Source organism: Nonomuraea aridisoli (assembly GCF_003236395.1).
GTDB lineage: Bacteria > Actinomycetota > Actinomycetes > Streptosporangiales > Streptosporangiaceae > Nonomuraea > Nonomuraea aridisoli.
Window position 1 is genome coordinate 1 of sequence record NZ_POUD01000084.1, and the last position, 26,020, is coordinate 26,020.

Here is a 26,020-nt window from a genome sequence, read left to right on the forward strand (position 1 = left end):
CTGCCATCCACGCACCTCACCCTCGACGACGACACATGCCTATCGAGGGTGACCGATCAGCCCGCCTTCACGCATCTTCAACCGATGCCTCAATCGACCCGGTGAACGTTCGTGGTCACCCCACTAGACATCGCGGAGGTCGCCACGCTCGATCGCCGTCACTTCACCGTGGTCCGGCCCGCACATGTGGGCTCGCTGGTTCTGCTCCCCGAAGAGCTGTGAATTGCTATCTGGAGTGAACCGCTACCACCAGCAGTACCTGTACAAGGTCCCGAACGGCTACTGCGGCATCGGCGTCGCCCGCCCGTCGACCTGATCTCCGGCGAGGCGTAGACCTGCGGAGACAGCGGGTCTGTCTAGATAACGGTGTATCTCGATGTTGATTGGTTAGCGGGTGGCCGGAGTCAGACGGCCTTCGAAGGTGATGGCGAAGGCGTTCAGGGCCGCCTTCCAGCGGGTGATCCAGCGTTTGCGGCCCTTACCGGTCGGGTCCAGGCTCATGATCGCCATGTAGACGCACTTGAGCGCGGCCTGCTCGTTCGGGAAGTGACCGCGGGCCTTGACCGCCCGCCGGATCCGGGCGTTGACCGACTCGATCGCGTTGGTCGAGCAGATCACCCGGCGGATCTCGGTGTCGAAGTTGAGGAAGGGCACGAACTCGGCCCAGGCGTCCTCCCACAACTTCACGATCGCCGGATACCTGCCGCCCCACAGCTCGGCGAACTCGTAGAACCGCTCGAGCGCGGACGCCTCGGTCGGCGCGGTGTAGACCGGCTTGAGCGCCTTGGCGATGGCGTCCCAGTGCTGGCGGGCGGCATACCTGAACGAGGCGCGCAGTAGGTGAACGACGCACGTCTGGACGACGGCTTGGGGCCAGACGGTCTCGATGGCCTGCGGCAGCCCTTTGAGGCCGTCGCAGACCACCATCAGCGCATCGGTGACGCCGCGGTTCTTGATCTCGGTCAGCACGTGCAGCCAGAACTTGGCGCCCTCGCCGCCGTCGCCGGCCCACAAGCCGAGGATGTCGCGCTCGCCGTCGACGGTGACGGCCAGCGCCACGTAGATGGGCCGGTTGGCCACCTGGCCGTCACGCAGCTTGGCTCTGTCGCAGATTGCGTGATCCTTGGTTCGTCGGTCTGGTTGCAGGTTCCCGGAAGGAATAATGATCTTCGTGTCTTGCGCATTGGATTGACGTTCTGCTTCCGCACCTGACGGTTCTGACCGTGGAGGATGCCAAGCGCGAGGGCGGGATAGTGAGTATTCGTGCTCGGGTAAGCGGGGTGCGAGCGGCGTGTACGAGCTGTGGCGGCGTATCGGCTCGGGTTCACGGCAGGTACGTGCGCCGGCTCAAGGACGCCGTGGTGGGTGGTGCCTGCGTGATCATCGAGTTGGTGGTCAGGCGTTTTCGCTGTGTGAGCGTCAAGTGTCCGGTGAAGACGTTCGCCGAGCAGGTGCCGGGCCTGACCCGGCCGCATGCGCGCTTCACCGACACCCTGCAGCAGGTGCTGGCATCGATAGGAATGGAGTTGGCGGGCCGGGCCGGCGTTCGCCTGGCAGCCTCGCTGGGTCTGCAAGTGGGCCGTGACACCCTGCTGCGTCGCGTCAGGGCTTTGCCTGAGCAGCCGATCGGACACGTGCGAGTGCTGGGTGTCGATGACTTCGCCACACGTAAGGGTCACCGCTACGGCACGATCATGGTGGATCTGGAAACCCGCAGGGTCGTGGACATGATCGACGGCAGGGACGGGGGCGCTCTGGCAGCGTGGCTGCGTGACCACCCGTTACCGGAGGTAATCTGCCGAGATCGAGCAGGCGGCTACGCTGACGGGGCACGCCAAGGCGCACCCGACGCAGTGCAAGTGGCAGACCGGTTCCATCTGTGGCAGAACCTCGGCCAGGCCGTGGAGAAGGACGTCGCCACCGTCCGCCACGACCTCGCACCAGCGCTGGCCGCCGAGGTCGCAGCCACCTGCACCGCCGACCCACCACCCGTGATGCACCACCGCGAGCTCAAAGTCGTCACCCGACTGCGTCAACATCACGCCGCGGTGCATGAGCTGCTGAAACAAGGTCTCAGCAAGGCAGCCATCGGCCGAGAGCTTAGCCTGCACCCCGCAACCGTCCGCAAGCTGGCCAACGCCGCCGAGGTCGACACTGTGATCGCCATGAGTCAAAACCGTGCCAGCATCCTGGACGGATACCACGAACACCTGCACCGCCGCTGGAACGAGGGCATTCGAAACGCCGCCCAGCTCACCCGAGAGATCACCACGCTCGGATACTCCGGCACCGAGCAGCAAGTGCAACGCTACCTACGGCGCTTTCGCACCGGTGCCGGTCAGATCGCCATCCCCGCCCCCAGGCCGCCTTCGGGCCGCGACATCACCCGCTGGATCATGTCCAACCCCGACAACCTGAGCTCCGACGATGCCGGTCAGCTGCAAACCCTTCGCAAACGCAGCCGCGCTCTGACCCGGCTGGCCCGGCACGTCCAGGACTTCGCCCTCATGATGACCCAGCTCCACGGCCACCAGCTCGACGCCTGGATCTCCGCGGCCGAAAAGGATTCATTCACCGCGCTGGCTTCCTTCGCCCGCAACCTCCGCCGGGATCTCGATGCTGTCCGCAACGGCCTGACACTGCCTCACAGCTCCGGCCCTGTCGAAGGGCACGTCAATCGCGTCAAGATGCTCAAACGACAAATGTTCGGCCGCGCGAAACTTGACCTGCTACGCAAACGCACCCTGCGTTCCGCCTAGATCACGCAATCTGCGACAGAGCCCGCAGCTTGACGTGGATGGCATCGATGAAGATCACCGGATAGACCGGGTCGAGCGGCCGGTTCTGCCATTCGGCCATGCCGTCCAGCACCTTGTCGGTAATCGTGGAGATGGTCTGCTTGGAGACTTCGGCTCCGTAGACCTCGGCCAGATGCGCGGAGATCTCGCCGGTGGTCAGCCCCTTGGCGGCCAGCGAGATCACCATCTCATCGACACCGGACAGGCGCCGCTGCCGCTTGCGCACGATCTTCGGCTCGAAGCTGCCGTCCCGATCACGCGGCACGGTGATCTCGACCGGCCCGACATCGGTGAGGACGGTCTTGGACCGGCCGCCGTTGCGGGTGTTGCCGGTCTCGTTGCCGGAGCGTTCGTGCTTGTCATGGCCGAGATGGTCGGTGATCTCACCCTCCAGCGCGGACTCCAGCACCAGCTTGGTCAGCCGGCCCAGCAGCCCGTTCTCACCGACCAGTTCCACGCCTTCGGCGCGGGCCTGATCGACCAGCCGGGTCACCAGCTCTCGATCCGTCGAATCGTCCGGCTTCTTGCGCGCCACCGCGGCGTCCTCCAGGTCGATCTCCGTCGATGCCTGGATCACAGTACTCATCAGGTGTGCCTCCATGATCAGGAGTTACACCGTTGTTCTTACAGTCCCGAGACAGCTGAAATCTGACCCGTGATCGCCCGGTCTGTCCGGCGCCGATCATGGGTCAGCGCCGATTTCGGTGGTAGGGCTGCTGCGGATACTGCGAGGAGCGGGTGTCGCCATGACAGACGTGCAGGCCAAGCGAGTTCAGCCGGGGAGCATCGATGCCGAGGTAGCCGGCCGCGCGGTGCGCCGGATCAAGGACTACCTCATGCGGTATCCCGAGCAGCCGATCGTTCGAGTCGCGGGTGAGCACGGAGGTGAGGATCCGTTGATCCTGCCTTGCGAAGCCGTGAGTCTGCTCGCCTTCATCCTTGCTCAAGCAGCCGAAGGACGCGGAGTCACGGTCATTCCGTCGCATGCCGAGCTGACGACACAGCAAGCGGCGGACATGCTGAACGTCTCGCGCCCATACCTGATCAAGCTGCTGGAGACGGGAGAGATGACGTCGGCTGATCAGCTCGCTGCCCTGGGGCAAGAGCTGGGTGTCTGAGCAGCACAACCTTGCCGCCAACCAGCCCGACATCCCTGAAGAAAAGCTCGGCGAGCTTTCGCTGCCTGATGAACTCGCCGCTGCCCTTCGAGCGGGTTGAAGTCGGCGCCGGGCCTCCTGCCCGTCGGCTGACGTTCGGAGACGCGTAGGAATAGGTAGCGGCCGGATCCTTGCGCGCAGCACGAAGACCGGTATTTTGCTACTTCGAGTAGTAAACTAAGCTCATGAGCATGCCAGAACGGGACTTCGCCCCAGGAGACGGCCCGGCCGCCAAGGTCAGTGTGTCTCTGAGAACGGGCAACATTCGCGCCGTCCGAGAGCGAGTCGGGGCCCGCGGGTTTTCCGCCTACGTCGATGCCGCGGTGGAGCGTCAGATCGAGCGGGATCTCTTGGAGGAGGCTCTGCAGGCGAACGAGGCCGCTGCCGGACCGATCCCACAGTCTTTGCGTGATGAGGCGGCGGAACTGTTCCGCCGCGTCAAGTCGGCCCCTGAGCTCCAAGAGGGGGACGGATGGCGCGCGCACGAAGCAGGTTGAGCGCCGGCACCCTTGTTCTCGACTGCGACGGGCTCGTGAAGTGGTGTGAGGCCGACCAGCGAGTGACAGCGTTCGTACGGGAGGCGCAGGACAACGACTTTCGGGTTGTGGTCAGCGCGATGACACCGATCGAGGCACAAGACGTCCGTGTCAGAAGCGATCGTCTCAGGTGGTATCTGTCCCGGCTGAAGATCGAGCCCGTGACTGAGGACATCTCGTCGTGCGCGATCGAGCTTCTGCGGGATACCGGCCTGCACGGTCACAAGTACGCCATTGACGCTGTGGTCGCGGCCACCGCACTGCGCTCGGTACGTCCGGCCATTGTTCTGACATCCGACGAGGACGACATGAGCAGTCTGTGCGGGAAAGCGGTGCTGGTGGCTTCTACCTGAGGCGATCAGGGTTGTCATCCGTCAGGTCCTGACCGTTTCCGCGGTGACTGCGTTGTGGTGTCGAGACGGGCGGGGCGGCTCCGACCTTCTGGTGAAGGCGTCGGACGGCGGCGCTGGGCGGCGAAGGAGGCGTGCGATGGGCAAGGTCGTGCTGGATGTGTCGATGTCGCTGGACGGGTTCACGGCCGGGCCGAACGTCAGGGCGGACGAGCCCATGGGGGACGGCGGTGAACGGCTGCACGAGTGGATGGCCGGGGAAGGGCCGGACGGCGCGGTCGACATCGATGTCCGCCGGCAGGTGGACGCGGCGGTGGGGGCCACCGTCATCGGACGGCGTACCTTCGACCTCGGCGTGGGCCCGTGGGGCGGCACGCCATGGCCCGGCGTCCCGAGCTTCGTGGTCACCCACCGGATCAGGGAGGACCTTCTCGGCGACAACGGCGGGACGTTCGCGTTCGACGGACTGGAGGCCGCGGTCCGGCGCGCCAAGGACGCCGCGGGGGACAAGGTCGTCCTGGTGCTGGGCGCGGACGTCGCGCGGCAACTGCTGCGGGCCGGCCTGCTCGACGAGGTGCACATCCACCTCGTTCCGCTGCTGCTGGGGGCGGGCACGCCGTTGTTCGCCGGGGAACGCGCCGAGCTGATCCCGAAGGGGAAACCCGTCACAGGGGCGGTGACCCACCTGAGCTACCGGGTCTCGTAGCTTGACGCTTGTTCATAAGAGATGTACCACCTCTGGGTGCGGGAGCTGCCCGGAGATCTGATCGGCCCTGTTCGGTGGCGTTGGTTAATCGGTTTCGGGGCTGGTGGGGGAGGCTTTACGGTGGCGGGGTGACTCAGGTGATCGTGCTCAACGGTGGTTCCAGTTCGGGGAAGTCGGGGATCGCCCGGTGTCTGCAGGCGGTGCTGCCGGATCCCTGGCTGAGTCTCAGCGTTGACACGCTGGTCGACGCGATGCCCCTGTCCTTGCGGTCGTCGGATGCCGGGATCGAGTTCGGCGCGGACGGTGAAGTGATCGTGGGGCCGGAGTTCGGGAAGCTGGACGCGGCGTGGTCGGAGGGGGTCGCCGCGATGGCGCGCGCCGGCGCCCGGATCGTCGTCGACGACGTCTTCCTCGGGGGAGCGGCGTCCCAGCAGCGGTGGCAGAAGCGTTTCGACGGGCTGGACGTGTTGTGGGTGGGCGTCCGGTGCGACAGCGCGGTGGCGACGGGCCGGGAGATGGCGCGCGGCGACCGGGTCGCCGGGATGGCCGCGTTGCAGGCGGAGGTCGTCCACGAGGGCGTGTACTACGACCTGGAGGTGGACACCACGCATCGCGAGGCCCTGGACTGCGCCCGCGTCATCGCCGGGCGGGTCACCCGGGCTCAGTGACGCAGGCGGCGGAGGGCGGCGGCCGACGGGCTGCCGGGGGCCGGGTGGTAGGCGATGATGACCTGGCCGTCCGTGCCGGCCACGTCCAGGGTGTGGCGGTGCAGGGTCAGCGGGCCGGCGACGGGGTGGTGGAATTCCTTGGTCTCGTCGCGGGTCGGGCGGACGTCGTGGCGGGCCCACAGGCGGCGGAAGTCCTCGCTGGACGACGAGAGCTCTTCGACCAGGTCCCGCAGGGCCGGATCGGCGGCGGTGGCGACGGCGCGCAGGGCGGCCACCGAGCCGGCCGCGACGGCCTCCCACCGCGGGAACAGGTCGCGGGTGCCCGGGTCCAGGAAGACGTCCCGGACGAGGTTGTGACCGGGGCGGTACATGGGGGCGAGGGCGACGGCGGTGGCGTTGGCCGCCAGCACGTCGAAGCGCCGGCCGCGCAGGTAGGCGGGGATGTCCGTCCAGGCGTCGAGCAGGTGCCGGGTGCCGGGGGCGGCGCGTTCCGGTGAGCGGTGCGGCGGCCGGGCCGGCCGTTTCGACGTGGCGCGGGCCAGGGCGTGCAGGTGGGCCGTGAGGTCGGGGTCGAGGCGCAGGGCGGCGCCGAGCGCGTCGAGGACCTGCTCGGAGGGGTGGCGGTCGCGGCCCTGCTCCAGACGGGTCAGGTAGGCGAGACTCACCCCGGCGAGCGTGGCGAGCTCGTCGCGGCGCAGGCCGGCGACCCGGCGGCGTCCGGTCGAGGGCAGTCCGACGTCCTCCGGGCGCACCCGCGCGCGGCGGGCCTGGAGGAAGCTGCCTAGGGCGTTCATGACGTCCGCCAGTGTACGTACGCCCGCGGCGGCGAGGGTGCACCCTGTCGCGGTACTGGTTAGCCCGATGGGCCCTCGGCAGAGTCGTCGGCATGACACGAAACCTGACCTGGTTCATCACGGGCGCCTCCCGCGGCCTCGGGAACGTGTGGACGCGGGCGGCGCTGCGGCGTGGCGACCGGGTGGTCGCCACCGCGCGGGACGTCGCCGCGCTCAAGCCGCTCGCCGACGAGTTCGGCGACGCTGTCCTCCCCCTGACGCTGGACGTCACCGACCGGCGGGCCGCCTTCGCCGCGGTGGCGCGGGGCGTCGAGCGGTACGGCGGGATCGACGTGGCCGTCAACAACGCCGGGTACGGCCTGTTCGGAGCAGTGGAGGAGGTCACCGAGGCCCAGGCGAGGGCGCAACTGGAGACCAACCTCTTCGGCGCGCTCTGGGTCACCCAGGCCGTGCTGCCCGGGATGCGCGAGCGTGGGAGGGGCCACATCCTCCAGGTGTCGAGCCTCGGCGGCGTCGCCGCGTTCCCGATGCTGGGGCTCTACCACGCGTCCAAGTGGGGCCTGGAGGCGTTCAGCGAGTCGCTCGCCCAGGAGGCGGCCTCGTCGGGGATCCGGGTGACGATCATCGAGCCCGGCCCGTACGGCACCGACTGGGGCGGGGCATCGGCCGTGCACGCCGAGCCGCTGCCGGCCTACGACCAGGTGCGGGAGGCGCGCCGGGCCGCCGCCGCGAGCAGGGAGCCGATCGATCCCGAGGTCACCGCGGACGCGGTGCTCGCGGTCGTGGACGCGGAACGGCCGCCGCCGCGGGTGTTCCTCGGCGGGTACTGCCTGCCGATCGTCGAGCGGGCCTACGCGGACCGCCTGGCCGGCTGGCGGGAGTGGCAGGCGTTGTCGGAGTCCGCGGGTTGAGGCGTTCTTCGCGGGGCCGACCGGCCGGGTTCACGCGCTGGTCAACCCGCTACCACTCTTGCGCTATGTGCCGATGGTCTGCTTTGGGGCGTTCTTTCTGTTCTTAGCCGAAGGCTGCCTAAATGACAGACTCTGTGCAAGAGGATGAGGTTCGCCGGGCCGCACAGCACACCCGACGCCGCTTCCTCACCGTCAGCGGGGCCGCGATGGCGCTCGCGTTCGGTACGAACCTCGCCTCCCGCGCCACCGCCGAGGCCGTGGCGGTCAACCTGCGCTCGGACCCGTTCACGCTCGGTGTGGCCTCGGGGGACCCGCTCCCGACGGCGGTGGTGCTCTGGACCCGCCTCGCCCCGGAGATCTTCGACCCGATGGGCGGAATGCCGGACAAGACGTTCCAGGTCCAGTGGCAGGTGGCGACGGACGAGCGGTTCCGGCACGTCGTACGCGCCGGAACGGCGACCGCCCGGCCGGAGTACCGCCACTCGGTACACGTGGACGCCCGCGGCCTGGAGCCGGGCCGGGAGTACTTCTACCGCTTCCGCTCCGGGAACCACCTCAGCCCGGCAGGGCGGACGAAGACCGCGCCCGAGCGCCGGGCCTCGGCGCTGCGGTTCGGGATCGCCTCCTGCCAGGCGTACCCGGACGGCTACTACACCGCGTACCGGCACCTGGCGGAGGAGGACCTCGACGTCCTGCTCTTCCTCGGCGACTACCTGTACGAGAACGCCGTGAACACGGTGGCGGGAGACCGGTTCGACACCTCCGCCGACGTGCCCGACTTCTTCCAGACCTCGCCGGTCACGCTCGACCAGTACCGGCTGTTCTACTCGCTCTACAAGGCCGACCCCGACCTGCAGGCCGGGCACGCGGCCCTGCCGTGGATCGTCACCTGGGACGACCACGAGGTCGTGGACAACTACGCCGGCGCGGTCAAGGGCGCCATCCCGACCGCGGACTTCCTCGTGCAGCGCGCCAACGCCTACCGGGCGTACTGGGAGCACATGCCGCTGCGGACGGAGCAGCTGCCGCAAGGCCCGGACGCCCGGCTGTACCGGCGCTTCGACTTCGGCGACCTGATGCAGGTCAGCGTGCTCGACACCCGGCAGTACCGCAACGCCGCGCCGAGCCCCACCATCACCGGCGAGGAGCAGATGAACTGGCTGCTCGACGGGCTGGGCGAGTCGCGGGCGCGCTGGAACGTCATCGCCAACCAGGTGATGATGGCCGAGCAGCGCACCACGCTCACCGACCCGCCCCGGCTCAACGTGGACGCCTGGGACGGCTTCACCGAGGACCGCCGGCGGCTCTTCGACGGCATCGTGGAGCGCGGGGTCGAAGGCGTCTGCGTCGTCACCGGCGACACCCACACCAACTACGCCAACGACCTGAAGCAGAACTTCGCCGACCCGAACGCGCGGACGGTCGGCGTCGAGTTCGTCGGCACCTCGATCAGCAGCGGACGCGACGGGTTCGACACCAGCCCCCAGCTGGACCTCCAGCTGCAGGCCAACCCGAACACCAAGTTCGTCAACGGGCAGCGCGGTTACGTCACCTTCGAGGTGAACCGGGACCGGATGCGCGCCGACTATCGGGTCCTGCCGTACGTGACCCAGCCCGGGGCGCCTGTCTCGACCCGGACCTCCTTTGTCGTCGAGCGGGCCGAGCCCGGCCTGAAGGATGTGTGACGATGACCCGTCTCCCCTCCGCGCGCCGCGCGTGGAATGTGCCGGCGGTCCTGGTGGCGGCGGCGGTCCTCATGGCGGCCCCGGCGTACGCGAGCGCTCCAGGTCACGGGAGGCCGCCCGGGGAGCCGGCCGTCCAGGTCACGATCGGCTCGCCGGAGCTGGACATCGCCACCGGCCAGTGCGCCGGCGCCCCGATCACGGTGCGGCTGACCAACCCGGGTGAGCAGGCCGTCTACGCCGACGCCACGCTGTCGGCGCCCGACGACCTCGTCCTGCAGCGCACCATGATCTCGACGTATCTGCCGGCGGGTTACACCGCCCAGGTCGCCGTCCCGGTGATGGCGCCGCTGGAGACCGAGCCGGGGACGTACCCGGTCAAGGTCTCGGCGGGCCGGTCGACGGCGAGCGCGTCGGTGGCCGTGACCGCCACGGCGCCCGACCCGAGCGGCAACCTCGCCCGGTCGGCGTCGAAGATCTCCGCGTCCAGCGTCCACTCGGGGTACCCGCTCTGCGGCGCCGTCGACGGCGACACCGACAGCGAGCACTGGGGCACCTCCACCGGCTGGAACGACGGCAACTCGACCATCTGGCCGGACTGGTTCGAGCTGCAGTGGAACGAGCCGCAGACCGTCGGTCGCGTCACCCTGCACACCCTCAACAGCACGCGGTACCCGGTCGCCCGCTACGGGCTGAAGGACTGGGACGTCCAGACGCTCGTGGACGGCCAGTGGAAGACCATCGCCTCGGTGCGCGGCAACACCCAGGGGGTCGTCGACACGGCCTTCGAGCCCGTGCGGACGAACGCCCTGCGGGTGCTGCTGCTGGCGGGCAACGGCGGCAACGACTACTCCCGCATCGTCGAAGTCCAGGCGTTCGCCTCCTGATTGGAGGAAAGGTCTTCACTGTGTGTAGTGGTCAACTACTATCTGTGACCAAGGGGTGGCAAAGAAACGGCCCCTTGATCTCACAGGAGGTTGACCATGCGACGTATCTCCATGATCCTCTGCCCGCTCGCCGTGGCGGCCGCGCTGGCCGTCCCGCAGGCCGCGCAGGCGGCGGAGGGTGTGCTGATCATCAACGAGGAGTCGTTCGTCGATCCCAGCGGTTGCTATCCGATCAGCGGGGACCCGCTCTACATCACCAACAGGACCGACACCCCGGTGTACGTGCACTACGGCGAGAACTGCACGGGCGCCATCGTGACGGTGGTCGGCGCCGGTGAGTCGCAGGCGTCCCAGCACGAGGAGGGCAAGAGCTTCCGCATCAGGTAGGGACCGCCCTGGACCGCACCCAGGGCGCGGCGCCCTCTGCTCCCCTTTCGAGGGGGTAGGGGGCGCCTTTTTGCGTGTTTGACACCACTGTCATCTTGTGCGAGCCTGTCAAAGATGACAACGGTGTCAAACATGCGTGTTCTGCCGCATGGACGCCGGACCCTCAGCGTCACTCACCCCGAACCCCCGAGGAAGTTCTGTGCGGCAGTCAGTCAACGAAGCGCCACCGGAGGCCACCGGCGCGGCGCGGCGCGGGTCCACGGTGTTGGTGGCCGTCAGCGTGATTCTGCTGGCGGTGAACCTGCGCCCGGCCCTGGTCGCGGTCTCCCCGCTGCTCGGCAACATCCGGGCGGACACCGGCATGTCCGCCACCACGGCGGGGCTGCTGACGACGCTGCCGGTGGTGTGCTTCGGCGTTCTGTCGCCGTTCGCGCCGCGGATCGGCGACCGGCTGGGGGCGAACGTCGCCCTGTTGCTCGCGATGGTGGTGCTCGTGGCCGGCACGGCCCTGCGGCTGCTGCCCTCGATGACCGCCCTGCTGCTCGGCAGCGTCGTCATCGGCCTGGCCCTCGCCGTGGCGAACGTGCTGCTGCCCAGCGTCATCAAGCGGGAGTTCCCGTCGAGGGCCGCGCTCATGTCCGGGGTCTACTCGATGTCGATGTTCGGCGGGGCCGCGCTCGCCGCCGGGGTGACGGTGCCCGTCCAGCACGCCGCCGACCTCGGCTGGCGAGCCGCGCTGGCGTTCTGGGGGCTGCTCGGCGTGGCGGGCGTGCTCGTGTGGTTGCCGCAGGTGTCGCGCCGTGCCGGCGCGCCGGCACGGGTGGCGGAGAACCGGCCGGTACGGGGGCTGTGGCGGCACCCCGTGGCCTGGGCGGTCGCCGTGTTCTTCACGGGGACGACGCTGATCTTCTACGCCTCGTCCGCCTGGCTGCCCACCATGCTGACCGACGCCGGCCTGCCGAGCGGCACGGCCGGCTGGATGCTCTCGTTCATGAGCCTGGTGGCGATCGCCGGGGCGTTCTTCACGCCGATCCTGACCGGGCGCAACGTGCCGTCCGGAGTGCTCGTGGTGCTGAGCGCGCTGCTGACCATGGCGGGGTTCGCCGGCGTTCTGACGGCCCCGGAGACCGCGACGTACCTGTGGATGGCGCTGCTCGGGCTCGGGCAGGGCGCGATGCTCAGCCTGTCGGTGCTGTTCTTCGTGCTGCGCGCCCCGGACGCCCGGCACACGGCGCAGTTGTCCAGCATGTCGCAGTGTGCCGGGTACATCCTCGGCTCTGTCGGCCCCTCCGCCGTGGGCGCCGTCCACCAGTGGACCGGCGACTGGACCGTGCCGTTGGTCGTCCTGATCGTGCTGGGGATTCCGATGATCTGGTCGGGGCTGGGTTCGGCCCGGAAGCGCTACGCGTCGTACGAGATCACCTGAAGGTATGCGGGGGGTGTCATTTCATGACAAATCCCGCTGTGGTTTGATCGACCCTGCCGCGGGGGCGGGGGCCCGTGCGGATTTCGTTCTCAGGGGGATGTGTTCTCGATGATCAAAAGTGTCGTCCGCCGATTCGCCGTCGCGGCGGTCGCCGGAGCGTTGAGCGCCACCGGCGCGGCGAGCGCCGCGCACGCCGCCACCGCGGGTGAACCCCGCGAGGCCGCCTGCCCGCCCTCGGCCACCGCCGTCGGCTTCAGCGACGCGCTCGACAAGATCACGATCGGCGCCACCAAGGTCGGCGGCCTGTCGGCGCTCGCCTACGACCGGGTCTCCCGGGAGTACGTCAGCGTGGAGGACCGCAGCGGCACCGACGCCGCGCGCCTGTTCTTCTTCCGCGACCCCGCCAAGCCGGAGATCACCCGGTCGCTCCCGCTGACCAAGCAGGACGGCACCGCCTACGACGTCGGCAACTTCGACGGCGAGGGCGTGGCCGTGCTGCCGGACGGCGACTACCTGGTCAGCTCGGAGACCGAGCCGTCGATCATGATCTTCGACCGTTCGGGCAGGCAGCGCGGCTCGCTGGAGGTACCGGCCCGCTTCCGGATCGCCCCGAACGGGGAAGGCGCCGACAACGCCGGGCTGGAGGGGCTGAGCGTCTCGCCGGACGGCCGGTACGTGTTCGCCGCGATGGAGGGCACACTGAGCGGCGACAAGCCCGCCACCGGGGAAGGCGTCTGGCGGCGCCTGCTGGTGTACCGGGCCGAGCACGACGGCGGCTACGCGCTCACCCGCCAGATCGGCTACCGCGTCGACCCCGGCAACCGCATCGCCGAGGTCGCGGCCTACGGTGACGGGCGGCTCCTCGTCATGGAGGCGGCCTACGACGCGGCCATGGGCAACTCCGTCCGGCTGTACGCCGTGCGCGGCGCGGACCGGGCCTCCGACGTGAGCGCGGTGCGCGACCTGTCCGCCGCGCCGTCGCAGGCCGTCGTACGCAAGAAGCTCGTCTCCGACCTGGTGCACTGCCCGTCGCTGGGAGCCACCAGCCCCGAACCGCAGACCAACCCCCTCATGGACAACTACGAAGGGCTGCAGGTGGACGTGTCCGACGGCCGGCACCGCGCCCGGCTCCACCTCATCAGCGACGACAACTTCAACGCCCTCCAGGTCACGCGGGTCCTGACCCTCACCGCCCGCCTGCCCTGACGGCTTCCCGTACGCGTCGCCGCCTTCGCCGGCGCGGACGCCAGGGGCACCCGGCGTCCGCGCCGGTCCAGGTGATTAGCTGGACGTGTGGCCGTCACGGTGGCGCTGGCCGGAGACACGATGCTCGGGCGCGGAGTGGCCGAGCGGATCGACCACGCCCCTGACGTGCGGCGGTTCTTCTCCGGCGACGTACGCGCGCTGGTGGCCGGGGCCGACCTCTTCCTGCTCAACCTGGAGTGCTGCGTCTCCGACCGCGGGGAGCCCTGGCCGGCCCCCGGCAAGCCGTTCTTCTTCCGCGCCCCGCCGCAGGCCGCCGACCTGCTGGCGGAGCTCGGCGTCGGCTGCGTCACGCTGGCCAACAACCACGCGCTCGACTACGGCTACGACGCGCTGGCCGACACGTTCGCCCATCTGTCCCGGGCGGGCATCCGGTACGTGGGCGCGGGGGCGTGCGACGCGGCCGCCCACCGTCCGGCCGTGCTGACCGCCGGCGGGCTGCGGCTCGGCGTCGTCGGCTTCAGCGACCACCCCTCCGACTTCGCGGCCCGCGCCGACCGCCCCGGCATCGCGTACGCGCGGCCGGCCGGGCGCGGGCTGCCGCCCTGGCTGCAGGAGACCCTCGCCGGGCTGCGCCCGCAGGCGGACGTGGTGCTGGCGACGCCGCACTGGGGGCCCAACATGGTCGCCGAGCCCCGCGCCGCGGTGCGAGCCACGGCCGCCGCGCTGCTGGCGGCGGGCGCCGACCTGGTGGCCGGCCATTCCGCGCACGTCTTCCACGGCGTGGCCCCGCCCGTCCTGTACGACCTGGGCGACTTCATCGACGACTACGCCGTGGACCCGTACCTGCGCAACGACCTCAGCCTGCTGTGGCTCGTCACCCTCGACGTACGCGGCCCCGTCCGGGTGACGGCCTTCCCCCTCAAACTGGACTACACCTTCACCCGCCTGGCCGACCCCGCCGACCGCATCTGGATCCGCGACCGCCTCGCCACCGCCTGCGCCGCGATGGGCACCCACGTCCACGACGAAGGCACCTCCATCACCATCGACCTCTGACCCTCTGTCGAGAAACCCGCGGGCGGTGGCCGAACGCGCGGCGCGCCTGGGACGGGTGCGCGTCACCCACCGTGACGCCCCTGACTTCTACCTCACGGCGGCGGACCGCGAAGAGGAACACGAGCGTACGCTGACCGCGGCGTCCCGGCTGTTCCTCGCCTTGCTGAATCGCCGGGGCGGTCGCGGAGGTGGCGGGCGTGCGGGCGGTCTCCCTCACACCGGAGCAGGCCGCCGCCTCGTCCGGCCCGGCGGCCGAGGCGCTCACCCGCTCGTCCCCGCTGGACGCCTCGCGGGCCCGCCGGATCTTCGGCTGGGCTCCCGCGAGTCCGGACTGCTGACGGACCTGGCGTCCGGCTCGTACGCCTGATCACTCACCCCCGCGAAACCAGCGGCCGGCCGCCGGCAGGAGCAGGCAGACGATCACGCTCAGCGGGAAGAGCGTGTTCGGTCCGATCAGCCGGGGCCAGGTCAGCTCGTCGTCGATGGCGAGAATGCAGACGGAGGCCACGACGACGACGGACTCGGTCGTCACGATCGCCCACCGGAGCATGCTGGTGCGGCCGTTCCAGCGGTGGAGGAACCAGCCGACGAGACCTGTGACGCCGCCGGCGTAGACGCCCACGATAAGGATGGGCCAGGCGAACGTCGAGGCGAAGGCGGCGACCCAGACGGCAAGGCCCACGAGGCCGAACGCGACTTGGAGGGTCATGAGGAATCTCGCCGTTTTCGCGGCGGCCGGCATTTGCTCCGGCCCGACGTTGATCACATCGCCATTGTGAGGCAAAACCGGGCCCGCGAACCAGGCGTGAACCGGTCGTTTCAGGGAGGCGGACATTCGCGGGCGGTCACCGTCCCAGGTGGACACGGGGATTTTCGCAATGGATATTGGAAGGGAGCGGAGGTGTTTCATGGACGTACGTCTTGACCATCTCGTCTGCTGGGTCTCCGACCCGCTCGCTTCCCTGCACTTCTACGAGCAGGTCATCGGCCTGCCCGGAGTGAGAGCCGACGAGTTCCGCGACGGGAAGGCGCCTTTCCCTAGCGTGCGGATCTCACCCGGGACCATCATCGATCTGATGGCCTTCGAGGCGATGCGGGGAGTGGACGAGGGCACGGGAGTGAAGGGCAGCGCCGGGCATCCGGTGAACCATTTCTGCCTGGCGGTGAGCAAGGAGGAGTTCGACGAGCTGAAGCGCAGGCTGAAACAGCACGACGTCGAGATCACCGGCGACTCGACGAATTCTTTCGGGGCTCGCGGGATCGCGCCCGAGACCATTTACTTTCCCGATCCCGACGGCAACGTGATCGAGGTCCGCTGGTACGAATGAGAAGTGTCGGCCGCATCTGGTACACAGGCTGGCATGGGTGTGAGCGTCGATGAGTTCCTCGGGCTGCTGGACGAGTTGCCCGAGGTGCGGATGAGCCAGGGCGGAGAGTGGGTCGGCCTCAAGGTGCACGACAAGGGGTTCGGCTACCTGTGGGAGGCGACCGAGACCGTCGGGCTCAAGGCCACGATCGAGGAGCAGATCGCGCTCGTGTCCGAGCGGCCCGAGGTGTTCGAGGTGCAGTTCACCGCGGGGCGGTTCGGGTGGGTCGTGGTCCACCTCGACAAGATCGACGCCGAGGAGTTGTTCGAGCTCATGGTCGAGGCGTGGTCCCTGACCGCGCCCAAGGAGCTCGTGGAGGAGTTCGAGGCCACCCATCCCATCGGCCAGAAGGTGCAATCAGGGTAATCTCCGACATTGTGCACATCCGGCTGCGGAAGTGGCGCGAAAGCGACGCGCCCGTCGTCTTACGGGCCTTCCAGGCGCCCGATCTGCGCCGGCAGGCGTCCTGGCCGGTCGTCACCCTCCAGGACGCCGTGGGCTGGATCTCCTCCTGGCCGGGCGCGGGGCACGCCTTCGCCGTGACGGCCGAGGGCCGGGTGGTCGGTAACGTGGCGGTGAGCGGGATCGACGACCAGGGCAACGGCTGGGTGTCCTACTGGGTGGTGCCCGAGGCCCGGGGGCGGGGGATCGCCGTGGCGGCGACCCGGCTGCTGGCGCGCTGGGCCTTCGACGAGCGGGGGCTACTACGGCTGGAGCTGCGGCACCGTACGGACAACCCGGCATCGTGCCGGGTGGCCACCAAGGCGGGGTTCCGTCCCCAGGGCGTCGAGCACGGCAGGCTCGGTGACGAAGGCGTCCCCTACGCCGTCGAACGTCACGCCCGCCTCGCCACCGACTGACCGGCGAGCCGGTCGCCCGACCGTCCGGGTGGTCAGGCGGGGGGAGGCTGAATTACCCTTTTCGGGTGGACGGCGAGAGTCTGGCCGCGGTCGGGTTGCTGGAAGCCCTGAGCCGGGCGTCGGAGATTCTCGCGGAATTACGTCATCCCTTCGTGAGAAGCGAGCATTTTTCGTATTTCCTCCCCTCCGGCGGTGCCCGTGTCGGGGCCGCGTTCATCCTGCCGGACGGCCGTGAGGTGCGTTTCGAGGTCTCGATCGTGGCCGCCGGCGACGCCTTCCACGTCGAGGGCGGCATCACCGCCGAGGACGAGACCCTGCTGGAGTTGCCGCGCAGGACCGTCAAGGACATTCGTGAGGGCGTGGCCGTCCTGGACGACTACGTGGCGGAGGTGGCGGCGCCCGCCGGGCCGGTGCTCGACCGCTTACTGGAGGAGATCGCCTAACTGTCAGACAATCAATTGGACAACGGTGTCTGATTGTCAGACAATGAACGGCATGAACAAGGGTCCGCTCGCCGTGGTCGGCGCCGCCGTGCTCTGGGGCACGGCCGGAACCGCCGGACTGCTCGTCTCCGCGGACTCCGTCGCCCTGGCCGCCGCCCGGCTGGTCATCGGCGGAGCGGCCCTCGCCGTCGTGGCGCGGGCGGCCGCGCGGCGGTCCACGAAGCTCATCACCCCTGGCCTGCTGCTGGGCGCGGTCGCCGTCGCGGCCTACCAGCTCTGCTTCTTCGCCGCCGTCAGCCGTACGGGGGTCGCGATCGGCACCGTCGTCGCCATCGGCAGCGGGCCGGTGTTCACGGGGTTGCTCTCCTGGGTCCTGCACGGCAGGCGGCCGAGCGGGCGGTGGGCGGTGGCCACCACGGCGGCCGTCTGCGGTTGCGCGGCGCTCATCGTCGGCGGCGGGACGCAGGCCGGCGCGCAGGTGGTCTCCGGGACGTTGTTCGCCCTGCTGGGCGGGCTGCTCTACGCCTTCTACGCCGTCATGGCGGCCGGCGCGATCGGCCGGGGAGCCGAGTCGAACGCCGTGATGGGCGTGATGTTCGGCGGCGCCGCGATCATCATGCTGCCCGTGCTGGCGCTGCACGGCGCCGCCTGGCTGACGGAGCCGCGCGCGTTGCTCGCCGTCCTCTACTTGGGCCTCGGCACCACGGCGCTGTCCTACCTCCTTTACGGCCTCGGGCTGCGCACCACCCCCGTGGCCTCGGCCGCCACGCTGGCCCTGGCCGAGCCGGCCGTCGCCGCGCTGCTCGGCCTGGTCGTGCTGGGCGAGCGGCTGACCCCGGTGTCCGTCGCCGGTCTCGTCCTGCTCGCCCTGGCTCTGGTCGCGGTCGCCGTACCGGAAAAGCAGGAAAGGAAAGCCGTACCGGAAAGGGAGCTAGAGTCACGGGCGTGACGTTGCCGCTCAGACCTGTCTCCACCGTCGGCGCGCTGGCCGACGCCCTGCGCAGCAGGGTGCTGTCCGGGGAGATCGCGCCCGGCACCACGCTGCCCGAGCAGGAGATCGCCGCCTCCTACGGCGTGGCCAGGCCGACCGTCAGGGAGGCGCTGGCCACGCTGGTCCACGAGGGGCTGCTCCGGCGCGAGCGCAACCGCAGCGCGTACGTCCCCGAGGTGACACTCGCGGACCTCGACGACCTCATGTACGTCCGCCGCCCGCTCGAGGACCTCATGGCGCAGGCCATGGCCGGGCACGACGTGCCGCAGGCCGAGGCCGCGCTGCACCGCATGGCCGCGCTGCCGGCCGACGCGCCCTGGTCGGAGACCGTGGCCGAGCACATGGCGCTGCACGAGGCGCTGATCCGCGCGGTCGGCAGCCCCCGCCTGGAGCGCCTCTACGGCGTGCTGGCCGCCGAGACCAGACTCGGGCTCGTCCGGCTGCGCGAGGTCTACGGCGACCGCGACGTCCTGGTCCGCGAGCACCGCGAGCTGCTCGACGCGATCGCGAACGGCCCGCGCGACGCGGCGCGGGCGGCCGTGGCCGAACACCTGAGCCATTCCTGGGGCGAGCGACGCGACGGATGAGACGGTTGGGACGGGCCTGAGCACCATTGGGCGGGAACCCTTGCGGTACCGCCCCGGAAGTCGCAAGAATCGCGGCCATGCACGGCAATCCGATGCCGGACTCCTACGTGTACGTCACGGAAGAGGGCGTCACCCGTCACTACGCGGACGGCAGCGTGGAGGCTCTCGCCTGGGAGGACGTGGTGGAGGTCCGTGTCGTCACCGAAGCCGGGGCGGACGTCCACTACATCCTGCTCGACCGCGACGGCGAAGGCTGCGTCGTGCCGCGTTCGGCCACGGACGCGACGTTCCTCGCGAGGTTGCGCTATCTGCCGGATTTCGACCTCGAACGGCTGAACGTGGCCGCCGATTCGGCGCACGACGGCGTGGTGGTCGTCTGGCGCAGCCCCGACCCGCCGTCCGCGCTGCCGGACCTCGAGTACGACTGACCGGCCGGGAGCCCCAGGGGCGGCAAAAGCGGCATAGGCCCTGTGTGGTGAAATTTCGGACCATGGATGTGGGACGTCCCGGGCCGGGGTATCGACGGTGAAGGCACTCGTGCTCGCCGGGGGATCGGGCACACGGTTGCGGCCCATCACGTACACGTCGGCCAAACAGCTCGTCCCCGTCGCCAACAAACCCGTCCTGTTCTACGGCCTGGAGGCGGTCGCGGCGGCCGGGATCGCCGAGGTGGGCCTGGTCGTCGGCGACACGCAGGCGGAGATCGAGGCGGCCGTGGGCGACGGCTCGGCGTTCGGGCTGCGGGTGACGTACCTGCGGCAGGAGGCGCCCCTCGGGCTCGCCCATGGCGTGCTGATCGCCCGCGAGTTCCTGGGCGACGAGGACTTCGTCATGTACCTCGGCGACAACTTCGTCGTCGGCGGCATCACCGATCTCGTGGACAAGTTCACCCGCGAACGGCCGGCCGCGCAGATCATGCTCACCAAGGTCTCCGACCCGCGCCGGTTCGGCGTCGCCGAGCTCGACGCCGAGGGCCGCCTGATCGGCCTGGAGGAGAAGCCCGCCCGTCCCAAGAGCGACCTGGCGCTGGCCGGCGTCTACCTGTTCAGCCCGGCGGTGCACGAGGTGGTCGCGCGGCTGAAGCCGTCGCGGCGGGGCGAGCTGGAGATCATCGACGCCATCCAGGGGCTGGTCGACCGGGGCCTGCGCGTCGAATCGTCGGTGATCTCCGGATACTGGAAGGACACCGGGAACGTCACCGACATGCTGGAGGTCAACCGGCTGGTCCTGGAGTCGGTCGAGAGCCACGTGCGCGGGCACGTCGACGCGGCCAGCGAGCTGGTCGGCCGCGTGGTCGTCGAGCACGGCGCGGTGGTCGAGCGCTCCCGCGTGGTCGGCCCGGTCGTCATCGGCGCCGGGGCGGCGATCGTGGACAGCTACGTCGGCCCCTTCACCTCCATCGGCGCCGGCTGCCGGATCACCGGCAGCGAGATCGAGTACTCGATCGTCCTGCCCCGCGCCTCCATCGCCGGCGTCGGCCGCATCGAGTCGTCGCTGATCGGCCACGACGTCGAGGTCACCCCCGCACCCCACACGCCCAGAGCCCACCGTCTCGTGCTGGGCGATCACAGCAAGGTTCAGATCAGCTCATGACGCGGATCCTGGTGACCGGGGGCGCGGGCTTCATCGGCTCCCACTTCGTCCGCGGCCTGACCGGCGCGCACGTCACCGTCCTCGACAAGCTCACGTACGCGGGCAACCGGGCCAACCTCGACGGGGTGCCGCACGACTTCGTGCACGGCGACATCTGCGACGCGGGGCTGCTGGCCGAGGTCGTCCCCGGGCACGACCTCGTGGTCAACTTCGCCGCCGAGTCCCACGTCGACCGGTCGATCGCGGAGGCGGCGGCGTTCATGCGCACCAACGCGCTCGGCGTCCAGACGCTGCTGCAGGCGTGCCTGGACGCCGGCGTGCCGAAGGTGGTGCAGGTCTCGACCGACGAGGTGTACGGCTCGATCGACGTCGGCTCGTGGGACGAGAACGCGCCGGTGCGCCCGCGGTCGCCGTACGCGGCCTCGAAGGCGTCCGGCGACCTCGTCGCCCGCGCGTACGCCATCACGTACGGGCTGGACGTCTCGATCACCCGGTGCGGCAACAACTACGGGCCCCGGCAGTACCCGGAGAAGATCATCCCGCTGTTCGTCACGAACCTGCTGCGCGGCCGGAAGGTGCCGCTGTACGGCGACGGCGGCAACGTCCGCGACTGGGTCCATGTCGAGGACCACTGCGCCGGCATCCGCCTGGTCGCCGAGAAGGGCGAGCCCGGCGAGGTCTACCACATCGGGGGCACCGCCGAGCTGACCAACCGGGACCTCACCGCCCGCCTGCTGGCCGCCTGCGGCCGGGACTGGGACCTGGTCGAGCACGTCGAGGACCGCAAGGGCCACGACCGCAGGTACTCGCTGGACGACTCCAAGCTGCGGGCGCTCGGTTACGGGCCGCGGATCCCGTTCGAGCAGGGGCTGGCGGACACCGTCCGCTGGTACGCCGAGCACCGCGACTGGTGGGAGCGCTGACACGCGAAAGGGGCCCGCTCCATCGGAGCAGGCCCCTTCACGTCGCGTACGTCTAGCCGATGCGCCAGGTGTCGCCGCCCATCAGCAGCTCACTCAGGTCGCCGGGGCCCTGCTGGGCCACGGCGTCCTCCAGCTGCTCGGCCATGAGCACGTCGTACGACGGCCGGTCGACGCTGCGGAAGATGCCGATCGGCACGTGCTCGAACGCCGGCTCGTCCAGCCTGCTGAGCGCGAAGGCCACCGACGGGTCGGGGTTGTGGGCGTCGTGCACGAGGATCTGGTCCGCGCTCACGCTGTCGCGGGCCACGACCTCGACGCCGCCGTTCGCGCCCCGCACGACCGCCTTCGTGGCGCTCACGATCGGCTGGTCGTGCTCCAGCCGCAGCGTGATGTCGTCGCGGACCTCCGGGTCCTTCAGCTGCTCGAAGGCGTTGTCGTTGAAGATGTTGCAGTTCTGGTAGATCTCCACCAGCGACGTGCCGCGGTGGGCGGTCGCCTCGCGCAGCACCGACTGCAGGTGCTTGCGGTCGGAGTCGATGGTGCGGGCCACGAACGACGCCTCGGCGCCGATGGCCAGCGAGATCGGGTTGAACGGCTTGTCCAGCGAGCCCATCGGCGTCGACTTGGTGATCTTGCCGATCTCGGAGGTGGGGGAGTACTGGCCCTTCGTCAGGCCGTAGATCCTGTTGTTGAACAGCAGGATGTTCAGGTTGACGTTGCGGCGCAGCGCGTGGATCAGGTGGTTGCCGCCGATCGACAGCGCGTCGCCGTCACCCGTGATCACCCACACGCTCAGGTCGGGCCGCGAGGCCGCGAGCCCGGTCGCGATCGCCGGCGCACGCCCGTGGATCGAGTGCATGCCGTAGGTGTTGAGGTAGTACGGGAACCGCGACGAGCAGCCGATGCCCGAGACGAACACGATGTTCTCGCGCTTGAGGCCCAGCTCCGGCAGGAAGCTCTGCACCGCGGCCAGGATCGCGTAGTCACCGCAACCCGGGCACCAGCGCACCTCCTGGTCGGACTTGAAGTCCTTCAGGGTCTGCTTGACGTCGGTCTTGGGGATGAGCGCGAGGCCCTTCCCGTTGACGAGCTCAGTCACTGTCGATCACGTCCTGGATGACTCCGGCCAGCTCCTCGGCCTTGAACGGGAGCCCGCGCACACGGTTGTAGCTGATCACGTCGACGAGGTACCGCGCCCGCAGCAGCAGGGCGAGCTGGCCGAGGTTGATCTCGGGCAGCAGCACCTTGTCGTAGCGCTTGAGCACGTCGCCGGTGTTGGCGGGCAGCGGGTTGAGGTGGCGCAGGTGGGCCTGGGCGACCTTGCCGCCGCCGTTCCTGATGCGCCGCACGGCCGCGGCGATCGGGCCGTACGTCGAGCCCCAGCCGATCACCAGCACCTTGGCGTCGCCGTCGGGGTCGTCGACCTCCAGCTCGGGCACGTCGATGCCGGCGATCTTGGCGGCGCGCGTGCGGACCATCAGGTCGTGGTTGTTGGGGTCGTAGGAGATGTTGCCGGTGCCGTCGGCCTTCTCGATGCCGCCGATGCGGTGTTCGAGCCCCGGCGTGCCGGGGATGGCCCACGGGCGGGCGAGCGTCTCGCCGTCCCGCTTGTACGGCAGGAACGCGCCGTCCTCGCCGTTCGGCTCGGTGGTGAACTCCTGCGAGATGTCGGGCAGCTCGGAGACCTCGGGCAGCCGCCACGGCTCGGAGCCGTTGGCGAGGTAGCCGTCGGACAGCAGCATGACCGGCGTGCGGTATTTCACCGCGATGCGGGCCGCCTCGATGGCCGCGTCGAAGCAGTCGCTCGGCGACATCGGCGCCACGATCGGCACCGGCGACTCGCCGTTGCGGCCGAACATGGCCATCAGCAGGTCGGTCTGCTCGGTCTTGGTCGGCATGCCGGTGCTCGGCCCTGCCCGCTGCACGTCCACGATGATCAGGGGCAGCTCGGTGGTGACCGCGAGGCCGACCGTCTCCGCCTTCAGCGCCACGCCGGGCCCCGAGGTGGTGGTCACGCCCAGCGCCCCGCCGAACGCGGCCCCGAGCGCCGCGCCGACGCCGGCGATCTCGTCCTCCGCCTGGAAGGTGCGCACGCCGAACCGCTTGTGCCGCGACAACTCGTGCAGGATGTCGCTGGCCGGGGTGATCGGGTACGAGCCCAGGAACAGCGGCAGCTTCGCCTGCACACTGGCGGCGATCAGGCCGTAGGCGAGGGCCTGGTTGCCGGAGATGTTGCGGTAGACGCCCGGCGCCAGCCGGGCCGGCTTGACCTCGTAGGAGACCGAGAAGGACTCGGTGGTCTCGCCGTAGTTCCAGCCCGCCTGGAAGGCCGCGATGTTGGCCTTGGCGATGTCGGGCTTCTTGGCGAACTTCTGCTCGAGGAACTTGATGGTGTGCTCGGTCGGCCGATGGTAGAGCCACGACAGCAGGCCGAGGGCGAACATGTTCTTCGACCGTTCGGCGTCCTTCTTGGACAGGTCGAAGTCCTCGAGCGCCTTGACGGTGAGGGACGTCAGGGCCACCGCGTGCACCCGCCACTCGCGCAGCGAGTCGTCCTCCAGCGGGTTGGTCGCGTATCCGACCTTCTGCAGGTTGCGCTTGGTGAACTCGTCGGTGTTCGCGATGATGTCGGCGCCCCGCGGCAGGTCGGGCAGGTTCGCCTTGAGCGCCGCCGGGTTCATGGCCACGAGCACGTTCGGCGCGTCGCCGGGTGTGAGGATGTCGTGGTCGGCGAAGTGGAGCTGGAAGCTCGACACGCCGGGAAGGGTGCCTGCGGGGGCGCGGATCTCGGCGGGGAAGTTGGGCAACGTCGACAGGTCGTTGCCGAACTCCGCCGTGCCCGCCGTGAAGCGGTCGCCGGTGAGCTGCATGCCGTCGCCGGAGTCACCGGCGAACCTGATGATCACGCGGTCGAGTTGCTGGACCTGCTTAGTCACAGATCAGACCTCCTCGACGCGCCACTGCGCGGTTGCCTTAGGCGCGTTCTCTTTGTCCATGCTAGATCCTCGGAAGGTCACGCGTTTGCATGCCGCGCTCGGCGGGTAAACGCGGTCGGAGTCAGTCAGGCTGAGGCGGGAGAACGACGACACAGCCCAGACGCAAGCCTGCAGAGGTCGACATGCAGGCGGGCGAACAGGACGGTTCGGGTCACGAGCGCCAACTATACGTCCCCCCACACGTGTTTTACGTCAGGGGTTGCTTACCGGAAGCGCGCTCCCCGACCGGTACAGGCGGCCGGCCTGCATCCCCACCGCGCCGTACAACTCTGGAACGGTCACGAAGGTGTAACCCTTCCCGCGCAGCCGTTTGAGGATGTCCGGAACCGCGTCTACGGACGCCTGATGGATGTCGTGCATGAGAATGATCGCACCTGGATGGGCTCCACGCACGGCTCGGTCCGCTATGTCGCGCGGATCGCCCCCGCTTTCGTCCTGCGTGTCCACGTTCCCGGTGACCAGGGACAGCCCCATCCGGGCCGCGACGGAGACCAGGTCGGGGCCGGTGGTCCCGTACGGCGGGCGCAGCAGCCGCGGGGTCTGCCCGATGGCCGCCGACACCGCGGCGTCGGTGAGCCGGAGCGATTCGGCGATCTTGCTGCTGGTCTGCTTCGACAGGTCCCGGTGCGACCAGCTGTGGCCGCCGACGAGGTGGCCCTCATTGCTCATGCGGTGCAGGAGCGCGGGCTGTGCGGCGGCGTTCGCGCCGAGGACGAAGAACGTGGCCCGCGCCTGCTGCCTGCGCAGGATGTCGAGCAGTTCGCCGGTGTACATGCCCGGCCCGTCGTCGAACGTCAGCGCCACGCACTTGGCCACCGAGCAGTCCACGCTGCCGGCCCGGCTGCTGACCGCGTCGGGGTCGGCGGTGGGCACCATCCGCGGTGTCTCGTACGGCGTGGCCCGCTGGGCGGCGTCCCGCACCGCCGCCTGGGCCCGGCGCCCGAGGTCCGACAGCAGCGGCGCGGCCTGATCCCGCGGCACGGCCACGGCCAGGCGGCCGAGCGAGCACGGCCCGATCTGGCAGTCGTCGAACTCGACGACGAGGTCGCCGGATCGGTTGAAGGCCATCGAGTCGAACACCTCGCCGCTCGCCGTCACGCTGTCCTGCTCGACCTGGGAGCCGCGCTTGCCCAGCTGCTCCTTGACCAGGGCCGTGAGCTCTTCGAGCGCGCGCTTCCCGGCGAGCAGGCCGGTGGAGCCGACGGTCTTGCCGGTGCGCGGGTCGAACCAGAACGTCCGCATGGAGTTGCCCCAGTCGGCGCCCACGTACTCACCGGTGCGCAGCCGTACCCCGATGGCCTGGGAGGAGACGGCGGGGAGCTGCCAGTCGACGTTCAGCTCGACCCGGGGGTAGGCGGCGTGGCCCTCGGTACGCTGGTTGAAGTTCGCCAGCTGCCGCTCGGCCTGGTGGCGCAGGGCCTTGTTGAGGGCGGGGGCGGCGGCGATGACGGGATAGTTGACGTGCGCGTAGCGGTTGCCGGGGGAGTCACCCTCGGTCAGCGTTCCGACGGACAGGCCGGCGACGGTCGCGGGGTCCACGAAGTCGATCATCGTGGGCTCTGCCGGGACCATGACGTGCCTGCCTGGGGAGGCGGCGGCCAGGCCGCAGCCGGAGGCCGAGAGGGCCAGCAGAGCGATTCCGGAGAAGAACCGCGCCTTATGCATGCATGTCAGCGTATGGGGCCAATGTGCCTAT

General features: G+C 69.7%; 29 protein-coding genes and 2 pseudogenes. 23 read left to right on the top strand and 8 right to left on the bottom strand.

Annotation, left to right across the window (positions count from 1 at the left end):
* Positions 1-387: 387 nt before the first annotated feature.
* A pseudogene (locus C1J01_RS20875) lies at positions 388-1,098 on the bottom strand (IS256 family transposase); the annotation flags it as partial.
* 155 nt (positions 1,099-1,253) lie between these two features.
* On the opposite strand from C1J01_RS20875, the gene C1J01_RS20880 reads away from it, so the two are divergent.
* Entirely contained in the window at positions 1,254-2,759 is a 1,506-nt protein-coding gene (locus tag C1J01_RS20880) for an ISL3 family transposase (protein WP_268958732.1), read from the top strand.
* Between the two features lie 22 nt (positions 2,760-2,781).
* On the opposite strand, the pseudogene C1J01_RS20885 reads toward C1J01_RS20880, so the two are convergent.
* Positions 2,782-3,384 (bottom strand): annotated as a pseudogene (locus C1J01_RS20885) (IS256 family transposase); the annotation flags it as partial.
* Between the two features lie 160 nt (positions 3,385-3,544).
* On the opposite strand from C1J01_RS20885, the gene C1J01_RS20890 reads away from it, so the two are divergent.
* The 5 genes from C1J01_RS20890 (at position 3,545) to cpt (ending at position 6,215) form a co-directional block, all read left to right on the top strand.
* Positions 3,545-3,916 (top strand): MerR family transcriptional regulator, encoded by a 372-nt coding sequence (locus C1J01_RS20890; RefSeq protein WP_111180669.1) that lies wholly within the window; start codon positions 3,545-3,547, stop codon positions 3,914-3,916.
* A gap of 224 nt (positions 3,917-4,140) precedes the next feature.
* The gene (locus C1J01_RS20895) at positions 4,141-4,452 is read left to right on the top strand and encodes a hypothetical protein (RefSeq protein ID WP_181448880.1); all 312 of its coding nucleotides are present in this window, start codon (positions 4,141-4,143) and stop codon (positions 4,450-4,452) included.
* Positions 4,428-4,844 carry a PIN domain-containing protein gene (locus tag C1J01_RS20900; protein WP_111180670.1) on the top strand — a complete coding sequence of 139 codons (417 nt, stop codon included), beginning with the start codon at positions 4,428-4,430 and terminating at the stop codon, positions 4,842-4,844. The genes C1J01_RS20895 and C1J01_RS20900 overlap by 25 nt, the downstream gene beginning before the upstream one ends.
* A 136-nt stretch (positions 4,845-4,980) precedes the next feature.
* Positions 4,981-5,547 carry a dihydrofolate reductase family protein gene (locus tag C1J01_RS20905; protein ID WP_111180671.1) on the top strand — a complete coding sequence of 189 codons (567 nt, stop codon included), beginning with the start codon at positions 4,981-4,983 and terminating at the stop codon, positions 5,545-5,547.
* Positions 5,548-5,675: 128 nt separating this feature from the next.
* On the top strand, positions 5,676-6,215 hold the full coding sequence (cpt, locus tag C1J01_RS20910) for a chloramphenicol phosphotransferase CPT (protein WP_235854567.1): 540 nt from the start codon (positions 5,676-5,678) through the stop codon (positions 6,213-6,215).
* On the opposite strand, the gene C1J01_RS20915 is transcribed toward cpt, so the two are convergent.
* Positions 6,209-7,009 carry a helix-turn-helix transcriptional regulator gene (locus tag C1J01_RS20915; RefSeq protein ID WP_111180672.1) on the bottom strand — a complete coding sequence of 267 codons (801 nt, stop codon included), beginning with the start codon at positions 7,007-7,009 and terminating at the stop codon, positions 6,209-6,211. The two genes, cpt and C1J01_RS20915, sit on opposite strands and share 7 nt — an antisense overlap.
* Before the next feature lie 92 nt (positions 7,010-7,101).
* Here C1J01_RS20915 and C1J01_RS20920 point away from each other — a divergent pair, with 92 nt between their 5' ends.
* From C1J01_RS20920 to C1J01_RS49960, 8 genes are all read left to right on the top strand, one after another.
* Positions 7,102-7,920 carry an SDR family NAD(P)-dependent oxidoreductase gene (locus C1J01_RS20920; protein WP_111180673.1) on the top strand — a complete coding sequence of 273 codons (819 nt, stop codon included), beginning with the start codon at positions 7,102-7,104 and terminating at the stop codon, positions 7,918-7,920.
* 122 nt (positions 7,921-8,042) lie between these two features.
* A complete protein-coding gene (locus C1J01_RS20925; RefSeq protein WP_111180674.1) occupies positions 8,043-9,605 on the top strand; it encodes an alkaline phosphatase D family protein in 1,563 nt (520 codons plus the stop codon).
* Positions 9,606-9,607: 2 nt separating this feature from the next.
* Positions 9,608-10,489: a discoidin domain-containing protein gene (locus tag C1J01_RS20930; RefSeq protein WP_111180675.1), complete on the top strand. Its 882-nt coding sequence runs from the start codon at positions 9,608-9,610 to the stop codon at positions 10,487-10,489.
* 96 nt (positions 10,490-10,585) lie between these two features.
* Positions 10,586-10,876 carry a hypothetical protein gene (locus tag C1J01_RS20935; protein WP_146615674.1) on the top strand — a complete coding sequence of 97 codons (291 nt, stop codon included), beginning with the start codon at positions 10,586-10,588 and terminating at the stop codon, positions 10,874-10,876.
* Positions 10,877-11,075: 199 nt separating this feature from the next.
* Positions 11,076-12,302, top strand: coding sequence for a CynX/NimT family MFS transporter (locus C1J01_RS20940; protein ID WP_220040011.1), 1,227 nt, complete (start codon positions 11,076-11,078; stop codon positions 12,300-12,302).
* Between the two features lie 108 nt (positions 12,303-12,410).
* Positions 12,411-13,508 (top strand): esterase-like activity of phytase family protein, encoded by a 1,098-nt coding sequence (locus C1J01_RS20945; protein ID WP_111180699.1) that lies wholly within the window; start codon positions 12,411-12,413, stop codon positions 13,506-13,508.
* Between the two features lie 87 nt (positions 13,509-13,595).
* The gene (locus C1J01_RS20950; RefSeq protein WP_111180678.1) at positions 13,596-14,564 is read left to right on the top strand and encodes a CapA family protein; all 969 of its coding nucleotides are present in this window, start codon (positions 13,596-13,598) and stop codon (positions 14,562-14,564) included.
* Positions 14,565-14,761: 197 nt separating this feature from the next.
* Complete coding sequence (locus C1J01_RS49960; protein ID WP_181448881.1) at positions 14,762-14,902, top strand: hypothetical protein; 141 nt, start codon at positions 14,762-14,764, stop codon at positions 14,900-14,902.
* A gap of 29 nt (positions 14,903-14,931) precedes the next feature.
* On the opposite strand, the gene C1J01_RS20955 is transcribed toward C1J01_RS49960, so the two are convergent.
* Positions 14,932-15,273 (bottom strand): hypothetical protein, encoded by a 342-nt coding sequence (locus tag C1J01_RS20955; protein WP_111180679.1) that lies wholly within the window; start codon positions 15,271-15,273, stop codon positions 14,932-14,934.
* A 199-nt stretch (positions 15,274-15,472) separates the two neighbouring features.
* Here C1J01_RS20955 and C1J01_RS20960 point away from each other — a divergent pair, with 199 nt between their 5' ends.
* From C1J01_RS20960 to rfbB, 9 genes are all read left to right on the top strand, one after another.
* Positions 15,473-15,892 carry a VOC family protein gene (locus C1J01_RS20960; protein WP_111180680.1) on the top strand — a complete coding sequence of 140 codons (420 nt, stop codon included), beginning with the start codon at positions 15,473-15,475 and terminating at the stop codon, positions 15,890-15,892.
* Between the two features lie 33 nt (positions 15,893-15,925).
* Positions 15,926-16,297 (top strand): MmcQ/YjbR family DNA-binding protein, encoded by a 372-nt coding sequence (locus C1J01_RS20965; protein WP_111180681.1) that lies wholly within the window; start codon positions 15,926-15,928, stop codon positions 16,295-16,297.
* Between the two features lie 11 nt (positions 16,298-16,308).
* Positions 16,309-16,791, top strand: a complete 483-nt coding sequence (locus tag C1J01_RS20970) for a GNAT family N-acetyltransferase (RefSeq protein WP_235854568.1) — start codon at positions 16,309-16,311, stop codon at positions 16,789-16,791.
* Positions 16,792-16,856: 65 nt separating this feature from the next.
* Positions 16,857-17,234 carry a hypothetical protein gene (locus C1J01_RS20975; protein WP_111180682.1) on the top strand — a complete coding sequence of 126 codons (378 nt, stop codon included), beginning with the start codon at positions 16,857-16,859 and terminating at the stop codon, positions 17,232-17,234.
* A 52-nt stretch (positions 17,235-17,286) separates the two neighbouring features.
* Positions 17,287-18,183, top strand: a complete 897-nt coding sequence (locus C1J01_RS20980; RefSeq protein ID WP_181448882.1) for a DMT family transporter — start codon at positions 17,287-17,289, stop codon at positions 18,181-18,183.
* Entirely contained in the window at positions 18,180-18,812 is a 633-nt protein-coding gene (locus tag C1J01_RS20985) for a GntR family transcriptional regulator (protein WP_111180683.1), read from the top strand. Before C1J01_RS20980 ends, C1J01_RS20985 begins: the two co-directional genes overlap by 4 nt.
* 77 nt (positions 18,813-18,889) lie before the next feature.
* Complete coding sequence (locus C1J01_RS20990) at positions 18,890-19,240, top strand: hypothetical protein (RefSeq protein WP_111180684.1); 351 nt, start codon at positions 18,890-18,892, stop codon at positions 19,238-19,240.
* 97 nt (positions 19,241-19,337) lie between these two features.
* Positions 19,338-20,405, top strand: a complete 1,068-nt coding sequence (locus C1J01_RS20995; protein WP_111180685.1) for a glucose-1-phosphate thymidylyltransferase — start codon at positions 19,338-19,340, stop codon at positions 20,403-20,405.
* Positions 20,402-21,328 carry a dTDP-glucose 4,6-dehydratase gene (rfbB, locus tag C1J01_RS21000; protein ID WP_111180686.1) on the top strand — a complete coding sequence of 309 codons (927 nt, stop codon included), beginning with the start codon at positions 20,402-20,404 and terminating at the stop codon, positions 21,326-21,328. The genes C1J01_RS20995 and rfbB overlap by 4 nt, the downstream gene beginning before the upstream one ends.
* A 52-nt stretch (positions 21,329-21,380) precedes the next feature.
* Here the strand turns inward: rfbB and C1J01_RS21005 are convergent, their stop codons facing one another.
* From C1J01_RS21005 to C1J01_RS21015, 4 genes are all read right to left on the bottom strand, one after another.
* Positions 21,381-22,427, bottom strand: coding sequence for a 2-oxoacid:ferredoxin oxidoreductase subunit beta (locus C1J01_RS21005; protein ID WP_111180687.1), 1,047 nt, complete (start codon positions 22,425-22,427; stop codon positions 21,381-21,383).
* Positions 22,420-24,264, bottom strand: a complete 1,845-nt coding sequence (locus C1J01_RS21010; protein ID WP_111180688.1) for a 2-oxoacid:acceptor oxidoreductase subunit alpha — start codon at positions 24,262-24,264, stop codon at positions 22,420-22,422. The genes C1J01_RS21005 and C1J01_RS21010 overlap by 8 nt, the downstream gene beginning before the upstream one ends.
* Positions 24,265-24,389: 125 nt before the next feature.
* Positions 24,390-24,479: a putative leader peptide gene (locus tag C1J01_RS53785; protein ID WP_369122762.1), complete on the bottom strand. Its 90-nt coding sequence runs from the start codon at positions 24,477-24,479 to the stop codon at positions 24,390-24,392.
* A gap of 37 nt (positions 24,480-24,516) precedes the next feature.
* Positions 24,517-25,989: a polysaccharide deacetylase family protein gene (locus C1J01_RS21015; protein ID WP_111180689.1), complete on the bottom strand. Its 1,473-nt coding sequence runs from the start codon at positions 25,987-25,989 to the stop codon at positions 24,517-24,519.
* Positions 25,990-26,020 lie beyond the last annotated feature (31 nt).

What these genes read in the sequence shown, in the direction of transcription:
- C1J01_RS20890 (WP_111180669.1), top strand. Translation starts at nt 3,545, where the DNA reads ATGACAGACGTGCAGGCCAAGCGAGTTCAGCCGGGGAGCATCGATGCC.
- C1J01_RS20895 (WP_181448880.1), top strand. Translation starts at nt 4,141, where the DNA reads ATGAGCATGCCAGAACGGGACTTCGCCCCAGGAGACGGCCCGGCCGCC.
- C1J01_RS20900 (WP_111180670.1), top strand. Translation starts at nt 4,428, where the DNA reads ATGGCGCGCGCACGAAGCAGGTTGAGCGCCGGCACCCTTGTTCTCGAC.
- C1J01_RS20905 (WP_111180671.1), top strand. Translation starts at nt 4,981, where the DNA reads ATGGGCAAGGTCGTGCTGGATGTGTCGATGTCGCTGGACGGGTTCACG.
- C1J01_RS20915 (WP_111180672.1), bottom strand. Translation starts at nt 7,009, where the DNA reads ATGAACGCCCTAGGCAGCTTCCTCCAGGCCCGCCGCGCGCGGGTGCGC.
- C1J01_RS20920 (WP_111180673.1), top strand. Translation starts at nt 7,102, where the DNA reads ATGACACGAAACCTGACCTGGTTCATCACGGGCGCCTCCCGCGGCCTC.
- C1J01_RS20925 (WP_111180674.1), top strand. Translation starts at nt 8,043, where the DNA reads ATGACAGACTCTGTGCAAGAGGATGAGGTTCGCCGGGCCGCACAGCAC.
- C1J01_RS20930 (WP_111180675.1), top strand. Translation starts at nt 9,608, where the DNA reads ATGACCCGTCTCCCCTCCGCGCGCCGCGCGTGGAATGTGCCGGCGGTC.
- C1J01_RS20935 (WP_146615674.1), top strand. Translation starts at nt 10,586, where the DNA reads ATGCGACGTATCTCCATGATCCTCTGCCCGCTCGCCGTGGCGGCCGCG.
- C1J01_RS20945 (WP_111180699.1), top strand. Translation starts at nt 12,411, where the DNA reads ATGATCAAAAGTGTCGTCCGCCGATTCGCCGTCGCGGCGGTCGCCGGA.
- C1J01_RS20955 (WP_111180679.1), bottom strand. Translation starts at nt 15,273, where the DNA reads ATGACCCTCCAAGTCGCGTTCGGCCTCGTGGGCCTTGCCGTCTGGGTC.
- C1J01_RS20960 (WP_111180680.1), top strand. Translation starts at nt 15,473, where the DNA reads ATGGACGTACGTCTTGACCATCTCGTCTGCTGGGTCTCCGACCCGCTC.
- C1J01_RS20965 (WP_111180681.1), top strand. Translation starts at nt 15,926, where the DNA reads ATGGGTGTGAGCGTCGATGAGTTCCTCGGGCTGCTGGACGAGTTGCCC.
- C1J01_RS20980 (WP_181448882.1), top strand. Translation starts at nt 17,287, where the DNA reads ATGAACAAGGGTCCGCTCGCCGTGGTCGGCGCCGCCGTGCTCTGGGGC.
- C1J01_RS20990 (WP_111180684.1), top strand. Translation starts at nt 18,890, where the DNA reads ATGCACGGCAATCCGATGCCGGACTCCTACGTGTACGTCACGGAAGAG.
- rfbB (WP_111180686.1), top strand. Translation starts at nt 20,402, where the DNA reads ATGACGCGGATCCTGGTGACCGGGGGCGCGGGCTTCATCGGCTCCCAC.
- C1J01_RS21015 (WP_111180689.1), bottom strand. Translation starts at nt 25,989, where the DNA reads ATGCATAAGGCGCGGTTCTTCTCCGGAATCGCTCTGCTGGCCCTCTCG.